Below are 7900 nucleotides of genomic sequence, written 5' to 3'. Positions count from 1 at the left end.
GAGCTATTTCCGCGTTGCGCTAGCTGCGGAAACGCGGGACCCGTTCAGGCTGTTGCATTGAGATTGAAAATCAACCGTCGCGGCGCGGGCCGCCATCCGCTCAACGGCCGTCTTGCCGGCGCCAGGCCCATTACCGGGGCCAATCGCGCTCCCGCCGACCCGGCGATTTCAAAACCATGCCGGTTTACGGGACCAGGCCGGGAACCCACGAGCATGCCGTCATCGGCAAAATTAAAACCGCAGGTAGCCGACTTGCGCATTCCGTGAAATGCAGGGCATGGACGGCCGTTCCGGGTCCAGCCCCGTAATCCGGCATAGTTTTGAAATGACATTAATTCACTAACAGGTAAACTAGGTAGTTCTAGCGCCTTGTCGCCGACTAATTTCCGATTTCCAACCAGTTGCACAAAACATTTGCTCGCAGTCGCGTCTCGGCGGATTTCATTGCCTCAGTTTTGGCTTTATAGCGAATCCCTAAACGGTCGCAGACACTTCTGACTATGGTGTCTATCAGCTTTGAATCGTTGAGCATATCGTGAGTCACCAGGAATACATCGAATCCCATGCTCTGCAACGCAGTCATGCGCTCCGCATCGTGGTCAAGTATTGCACCTGAGCCATGAATGACCTCACCTTGGATCTCGATAATAACTGCCTTCATTAGGATTGGGTTTACGATCACGATGTCGCCGTAGCAGACCTTTTGGCCTGCGATGCTTTGGGCTGCCACGGATAGAGGGGTTAAATCGTTGAGGTACACGTATCTGAATCCTGCACCACCTAGACGTCGAGAACGACTTAGAAGCAGGACCCCAGCGACCTCGAGTGGAGACGCAGCAATGCCGATAACCTGCTGAGTGGCATCATAAAACTGCTTTCCCCACATTTGACTTTTGACCTTGTCGGCGAATCGATGCAGATCGCTTAGCTCGATGAGCGGCTTTCTCATCCAAAGAGAAGTGCCTTTGAGTTTCGTAACCTCTCTTCCATCCTCATGCTTGTTCGTTTGGCCTTCTTTATCTGTGGCCTTTACGGTTGCGCGGGCGTAAACTCGTTTCCAAGGAACCTCGTCTTCGCCTTCTCCAAGTTCGAACAAATCCTGCGTGCTGGAATTGCGATTCTCCTCTACCGCCATTTTTAACTGCATTTCGGCAGCGGGAGCCGGCTCGAAAACAGAAAACCAACCGCATAGTTCGTACATAGCCAGTACGAGATCTATTTGGGACACAAAGCGTGTCATAGTAAATAACGTGTTAAGCGGATTGGTGACACTGAAGCCTAAATTAGTGTCGATTGTTGTGCCGGCATTCGATGCCCCTTCCCAGCGAATAGTGGAGCGCAGTCCCGAGTGGTGATTACAACAACCTGGCGAAGCAACAGCGATAATCGGGGTCTTGAGGACTTCGGTTACAAAAGGGGCTTGGGATAGAGCTCGCCAGCCGTCTTCGGAGTTGGGCAGGCGCGGGTAGAGATTGCGCACCTGCGGTGGGCAGCGCCAGTAGCGAAATGCGGTGTTTGCGCAGACGATCTCGTCCATATGGGCCTCCCCTAGTTTTGGCTGCGTGCCGTTATGTTTGCAGGTAGACCGATTATCAATGGCGGCATCATGCCGGTAAGTACTGGAAGCTGACCAAATGCTGGCCAATAGCTTGACGTAATTCGCCTAAAGATCGCCGTGTGACACAAATCTGCTGGCAGGCGTTCTGGGGCCGTGGTCCCTATCTCCACATTTGTGCGTGAATCCCATGGCAAATTCAATGAAAGAGCGCATGAGCTTTATGCAAAACGCGCGATGGCGTCAGTTCAAGAGAGATCAGCTAGAAAAGCGTTTGAAAATTTCGATTCGATTTTGGTGTCAGATTTGGTGTCAAATAGAAAAAGGCCAGAGGCTTATAACCTCCGGCCTGTGCTTTAGATGGTGGGCGATACAAGATTCGAACTTGTGACCCCATCCGTGTGAAGGATATGCTCTACCCCTGAGCCAATCGCCCGTTGCCTTTCGGCAAAAGAGATACTAACATAGCCGTGCGTGGTTTACCAAGAACTTTTTGCTCCCGATTTTAAATTCGTGGGAGCAAACCGCACTGTTTCAACCCAGTCAGCCAACAAAACCGCAGCTCAACCGCCCTTTACCGCTTAATCCACGAGGTCTCGGGGCGGCAGATAAGTCGCGCGTTGTTGTAGGCCATGTCGAGCGTGAGGCAGGTGCGCGCGGCGTAGAAGCCGTCCTCGCGCTGGATGGTCAGCGCCAGCTCGGGCTTGTCGCCGGTCAGGCACAGCGGCAAGAGCAGCTGGATCCGGCCGCCGTAGAACTGCGGCACGGCGAGCGTGTAGTTGGCGGCGGCGCGGCGGGCGGCCTCGACGACGGCGCCCTCAAAGGCACGGCGCAGCAGCAGCGAGTTGTCCTCCCCCATCAGGCTGGCGGGAATACGCGTCAGGTTCTCCTCGTCGCCAAGAATGTGATCGATGTTGGAACGGATGGGCAGACGGTAGTCAAAGACCAGCTCGGAGGGGTCCTCGGCAAAGCGCACGCGGCACGGCAGGTACTCAAATGAGACCAGCATGGGGTCGCTCTCCTTAAAGAAGCCCTTCAAAAACCAGCGCTGGCGCGCGTCGGGCTTGGTGTTGGGTTCAAACAGGCCATAGATGGTCTCGTAGCGGCGCGTATACAGGCCGGTGTTGAACAGGCAGCGGTCGTCGTCGAACACCAGCGGCAGGTTGGACGGCGCGGTCTGGTCTACGTCGCGCTCGGTCAAAAACACCGCGCGGCTAAACGAAAACGACAGGTAGTTTTTGAGGATGCGGTTGCTGGGGCCCCAGTCCTCGGGATCGGCGAGGTCCACCAGGCGGTCGTAGCTGGGCTCGGGGCAAAACGCAAAGTCGTAGACATTGCTGCACAGGGTGCTGGGGATCTCCATGTGGCGTCCAATCCAATTGATAGCTGGCGTGCGGATGGTTTGATTCTATACGGGCGGCGTCTCCTTGAGGAGCACAGCACAATTGAGCCTAAGCTTATGCGCGAGCTCCTCAAATCGACAAAGTCTCTACCTGCTGTTTCATTGCTTGAAAAGGGCGGTGCGCCTCTGCTTTGGGAAGCATAATTCTAACCATTTTGCTAACCACCATGGTTAGCAAAATGGTTAGAATATGGGCAGAATAGAATCGGAAGGCGGACAGCATGAAATTCCAGGAAACAGAGACAATCGAGCTGAAGGCCATTGCGCAGAACGGCATCAAGAAGGAGATCGTCGCATTTGCGAACTGCGGCGGCGGCACGGTCTACGTTGGCGTCGCCGACGACGGCGCCGTGCCGGGCGTCGAGGACGCGGATGCGTGCGCCCTGCAGGTCTCCAACATGGTGCGAGACGCCGTGAAGCCAGACGTCACCATGTTTGTCAGCTATAAAACGCTCGACTGCGACGGGAAGGCGGTCGTGGCCGTCAAGGTCCAGCGCGGCACGAACCGCCCCTACTACCTAGCGAAGAAGGGCCTGCGCCCCGAGGGTGTCTACGTGCGGCAGGGGTGCTCCTCCGTCCCGGCGACCGATGCTGCCATCCGGCAGATGATCAAAGAGACTGACGGCGACAGCTTTGAGGACATGCGCTCCCTCGACCAAGCGCTCACCTTCGAGTCGACGAAAGGGGAATTCGAGACACGAAAGATCCCCTTCGGCGCGCCGCAGATGCAGGCCCTGAATATAACCTCATCGGACGGTCTCTACACAAACCTCGGCCTGCTCCTGTCCGACCAGTGCCCGCATACCGTAAAAGCGGCCGTTTTCGAGGGGACGGACCCGAGTGTGTTCAATGATCGCCGGGAGTTCTCCGGGCCCCTCATGCAGCAGCTCGACGAGGTCTACGACTACATCGACTTCCACAACCAGACCCATGCCACTTACCAAAAGCTGCTGCGCGTCGACACCCGGGACTACCCGGAGGTCGCCGTGCGCGAGGCCTTGCTGAACTCGATCGTGCACAGGGACTACTCCTTCCGCACCAGCACGCTGATCAGCGTCTACGACGACAGGATCGAGTTCGTGTCAGTCGGCGGCCTTCTGCCCGGCTTTGAGCTGGAGGATTTGATGATGGGCGTCTCCGCCTGCCGGAACCCGCATCTCGCCAACGTCTTCTACCGCCTGCAGCTCATCGAGGCATACGGCACGGGGATGAGGAAGATCATGGGGGCCTACGCGGGTGCGGCCTCTCAGCCGCAAATCATGGCCACGAACAACGCATTCAAAATCGTCCTGCCCAACACGAACTTCGCAGCAACGGCAGCGGAAACGCCCACGGCAAACAGCAAGGAGGCGCCCGCTGCTTCCTATTCCCGAGAGGACGAGATCCTGCGGTTCTTGGCAGAGCACCCCTCAATCACCCGAAAGGAAGCGCAGACGTTGCTCGGGATCGGCCAGTCCACGGCCGGCCGCATATTGAAAGAGATGGTGGATAAGGGGCAAATCGCAAGACACGGCGGTGGCCGCACCTTGCGATACGAATTGGCGTAATGATGTGTCTCTGAGGCAATTGTCCACTTTGCCTTCTGGTCAAGAGCAATTGGCTAACGGGCGAGTTGGGGCTCTTATGCCGAGTTCACGATTTAGGCAGGAGAACCTGTGCCCGCGAGATTAATTGCGCCTCATCCTTTTTCTCGAGGGCAATCATCGAACTTAAGGTGGCGCATCGGGGCCATGGAATTAAAGAACTTATCGTCAAAGTAGTCGAGTAGAAACTCTGGAAAAGCCGACAGCACAAACACCGAACCGTCCTCGCTCCGCATTCTTTTCTCCTCGCGGAAAATCGCATCGACCGTAACCAGCTCTCGATATGTCCCAAATGAAACCTCATCGAGATCGAGCAGGCACTTGCATCTCAATACGAAGGCAGCGATTGCATCTTTCCATTGGGGAAGCTCCATGTGCTTCCCCACCCGTATGTCAAGCCCACGACAAAAAAATTTGCATCTTTTTTGAAGTTTTTTCGGGCAGCTGCAATAGCTGCCCGTAGCTGTTCCATACGGTATTCATGGCTCATGCTTCCTTTCCAGATTTCTCCGTTCCTAAAAAGTCCTGCGTAACATATTCTATCTCAATCCGATCCCCAGGAAAAACATATACCCTGTTGATAAGCCGGTCTATCAGCGATTGCGTCAGGACATCGGTGCTGCCTACTTCCTGAACAATTTCCCGCTGTTTCAGCCTCGCCTCATAATCACTCTGTATCTGTTTGGTCTGCGCTGTGATAGCGGCATGGACATTCTTGGCCTGTACCAGTTCCGCGTCATATACTGCTTTCTGTGACCGGTAGGTTTCCAGATCGATCTCGCCAAGCGCATACCGTTCATAAAGCTGCCGTTTGCTGTCCTGTATAGCCCGCAACTTATCTTCATGCTCGGCCTGCTGGACCGTCTGTAAATCCAGCTTATCTTTACTGCCGTCGATTCCCAACGCCGGACACATCTGCGCCCGGATCGTCTCAAAGACTACCTGCTCCAGATCAGCCATCTTTACCCGCACGCCATGACAGGGAAAACTTTCTGACACTTCGGAATGACGGCAATAAAACCATGCTCCATTTCTGAGTGACATAGCATGATCGCAGCATCCACAAAACACCTTTCCCCGAAGCAGATAGTCACGCCTTTTTTTATTGGGGAGGGAAAAACGCTTAATAGAAGTATTGGCCTGCTCAAACAATTCCTTGCTGACAATCGCGGAATGATGGTCGGGGATTTTGAACCACTCGCTTTCATCTTTGAGCTTCATGCAGCGGCTGCCGATTTCCTGCACCTTGCGTTTGCCGATTATGTAGGTGCCGATATACCGCTGATCCTCCAGCATCCGCAGGACTGTTGAACTGCTCCATACGCCGTGTGTCCTTGACACATTATAATGGTCTTTTCCGTTATCCCTCCGATACTCTCCAGGCGTGGGAATATGGAGGGCGTACAACTTGCGGGTGATCTCTGCTGCGGTATTGCCTTCAGCCGCCCATTCAAATATCAGACGGACATTTCCCGCAACATTTTCGTCCGGCTCCATACGCCCGTCTGCGCTTTTGCGGTAGCCGTAAGGACAGATAACGCTCTGGTACTCGCCCCGGCGCATCTTCGCATATTTGGCGCTTTTTGTTTTCATGGACATATCACGGCTGTAGCACTCGCTGATAAGATACTTAAAGGCAACATCAATCCCTCCGGTATCTCCTTTGAAATTGACGGTGTCAAAATCGTCGCTGACAGAGATAAACCGGGTGTGATAGAGCGGAAACACCCGCTCGATGAAATAACCGGTCTCAATGCTGTTGCGTCCAAACCGGGATAGGTCTTTGACAATGATACAGTCGATACTTCCTGCCTGCACCATCGTCAAAAGCTCCTGCACTGCGGGACGTTCAAAATTCGTACCCGTATGGCCATTATCGACAAACTCCAAAACCTCGCCATTATCCCATTCCGGCAGCGACATGGCTTTTTCCCGCAGGATAAGGCGCTGGTTCGGAATACTCAAACTTTCTGTCTTAATATCCTCCACGGATAACCGAATATAAAGGGCAATTACATATTTGCGCATGACTCCACTTCCTTTCCCTGAAATTCACTCTTAAAGCGGAAGGTCACATGAATATCCCGTTTGTGGTCTATCTCGATCCGCTCAATCAGCCGGTCAATCAGTTCTGCCGTAAGCAGGTGATCCTTTGCCAGTGACTTTGCATCCTTTTCCATAGTCCGGTAGCGTACAAACTGTTCGTCGAGAGCATCCATATCCCTTTCAAGCTCGGTGATCTCACCGGACAGTGTATTGATGGATTCCTCATAATCCGCTTTCAGTTCAAAGTATTCCTCGCTTGTCAAAACACCCTGTACAAAGTTCTCATATAGGCCGCGGATCAACCGGCGTTTCTTTTCAATTTCCTGCCGTTTGGATGACATCTGGCCCCTGAGTTTATCCTTTTCCTGTTTTTGCCTTGCCTCCAACTGAAAGAGGGGGAGAGACATTCCCAGGGCAACCGTCAGCTCTTTCTCCAAAACAGATGTGACCGTAGCGATCAGCTCCGTTTCCTGTATCATCACACCCTTGCAGCTATCTTTTTCTACCCGGCTGTTGGTAAGGCAATGAAACCAGTAAATATCCGGCCCTTTTTTGCGCTCCGCCCGCTGCCGGTGGAGACTCCTGCCGCAATCCGCACAGAATACCTTTCCCTTAAAGATATTGGGGGTATATGGTTTTTTTGGCACAGCCTTGCTTTGCTCGCAGACCTGTTTCCGATAGTCCTGTACCGCCTCAAAAACCGCATGGCTGATAATAGGCTCATGGGTATGCCTTGCAACGATCAGATTATCGTCTCCGGCCTGTACCTGCTGGTGGTCTACAATTTTGGTCTTGCCCTGTACCAGATCACCGGTATAAACCTCACTTTCCAGTATCTTCATTACAGTACGGGTCTGCCATTTCCCGCTCCCGATCAGCCCAGGGCTGGTAATTTCACCGGTAGTCTTTTTATAATGGCTTGGGGCAGGAATCCCCATTTCATTCAGATTACGCACAATACGGTTTAACGCTACACGCTCATAAGCCCACTGGAAAATCTGCTGCACAACAGGAGCGGCGGCCTCGTCAATCAGCAGTTTATGACAGTTCTCCGGGTCTTTCCGGTAGCCGTATGGAGCCCGTGCGCCAATATAGTCACCGTCTTTCATGGCCTGCCTTGCCTGGGCCTTGATCTTCCGGCCAATATCCAGCGAATAGGCTTCATTTATCATGTTTTTCAGCGGAAGCATAATGCCTCCGTGAAGATTGCCGGGGTCTGCCGTATCAAACTGATCTGGGTTGATTTTCAATCTCAATGCAACAGCCTGAACGGGTCCCGCGTTTCCGCAGCTAGCGCAACGCGGAAATAGCTCC

At 53.6% G+C, this 7900-nt stretch carries 6 protein-coding genes and 1 tRNA gene; 1 reads left to right on the top strand and 6 read right to left on the bottom strand.

The window, feature by feature from the left end:
- Window positions 1–379 precede the first annotated feature (379 nt).
- The 3 genes from ABCN01_RS09415 to ABCN01_RS09405 all read right to left on the bottom strand — a co-directional run bounded on the left by ABCN01_RS09415 (window position 380) and on the right by ABCN01_RS09405 (window position 2918).
- Entirely contained in the window at window positions 380–1537 is a 1158-nt protein-coding gene (locus tag ABCN01_RS09415; protein ID WP_342996216.1) for a hypothetical protein, read from the bottom strand.
- Between the two features lie 379 nt (window positions 1538–1916).
- Window positions 1917–1991: transfer RNA gene (locus ABCN01_RS09410), tRNA-Val, on the bottom strand.
- 138 nt (window positions 1992–2129) lie between these two features.
- Window positions 2130–2918 (bottom strand): DUF3825 domain-containing protein, encoded by a 789-nt coding sequence (locus ABCN01_RS09405; RefSeq protein ID WP_342996217.1) that lies wholly within the window; start codon window positions 2916–2918, stop codon window positions 2130–2132.
- Between the two features lie 260 nt (window positions 2919–3178).
- Between ABCN01_RS09405 and ABCN01_RS09400 the strand changes: the two genes are divergently transcribed.
- Window positions 3179–4504, top strand: coding sequence for an RNA-binding domain-containing protein (locus tag ABCN01_RS09400; protein ID WP_342996218.1), 1326 nt, complete (start codon window positions 3179–3181; stop codon window positions 4502–4504).
- A gap of 131 nt (window positions 4505–4635) precedes the next feature.
- Here the strand turns inward: ABCN01_RS09400 and ABCN01_RS09395 are convergent, their stop codons facing one another.
- The 3 genes from ABCN01_RS09395 to ABCN01_RS09385 form a co-directional block, all read right to left on the bottom strand.
- Window positions 4636–4914: a hypothetical protein gene (locus ABCN01_RS09395; protein ID WP_342996219.1), complete on the bottom strand. Its 279-nt coding sequence runs from the start codon at window positions 4912–4914 to the stop codon at window positions 4636–4638.
- A 112-nt stretch (window positions 4915–5026) separates the two neighbouring features.
- Window positions 5027–6568: a recombinase family protein gene (locus ABCN01_RS09390; protein ID WP_009250005.1), complete on the bottom strand. Its 1542-nt coding sequence runs from the start codon at window positions 6566–6568 to the stop codon at window positions 5027–5029.
- The coding region (locus ABCN01_RS09385; protein ID WP_343014268.1) for a recombinase family protein at window positions 6553–7900 on the bottom strand (1348 nt) is incomplete at its 5' end. The genes ABCN01_RS09390 and ABCN01_RS09385, both read right to left, overlap by 16 nt.

The organism is Collinsella aerofaciens (assembly GCF_039062365.1).
GTDB lineage: Bacteria > Actinomycetota > Coriobacteriia > Coriobacteriales > Coriobacteriaceae > Collinsella.
This window is presented reverse-complemented; position numbering and strand designations above follow the sequence as displayed.

What these genes read in the sequence shown, in the direction of transcription:
- ABCN01_RS09415 (WP_342996216.1), bottom strand. Translation starts at nt 1,537, where the DNA reads ATGGACGAGATCGTCTGCGCAAACACCGCATTTCGCTACTGGCGCTGC.
- ABCN01_RS09405 (WP_342996217.1), bottom strand. Translation starts at nt 2,918, where the DNA reads ATGGAGATCCCCAGCACCCTGTGCAGCAATGTCTACGACTTTGCGTTT.
- ABCN01_RS09400 (WP_342996218.1), top strand. Translation starts at nt 3,179, where the DNA reads ATGAAATTCCAGGAAACAGAGACAATCGAGCTGAAGGCCATTGCGCAG.
- ABCN01_RS09395 (WP_342996219.1), bottom strand. Translation starts at nt 4,914, where the DNA reads ATGGAGCTTCCCCAATGGAAAGATGCAATCGCTGCCTTCGTATTGAGA.
- ABCN01_RS09390 (WP_009250005.1), bottom strand. Translation starts at nt 6,568, where the DNA reads ATGCGCAAATATGTAATTGCCCTTTATATTCGGTTATCCGTGGAGGAT.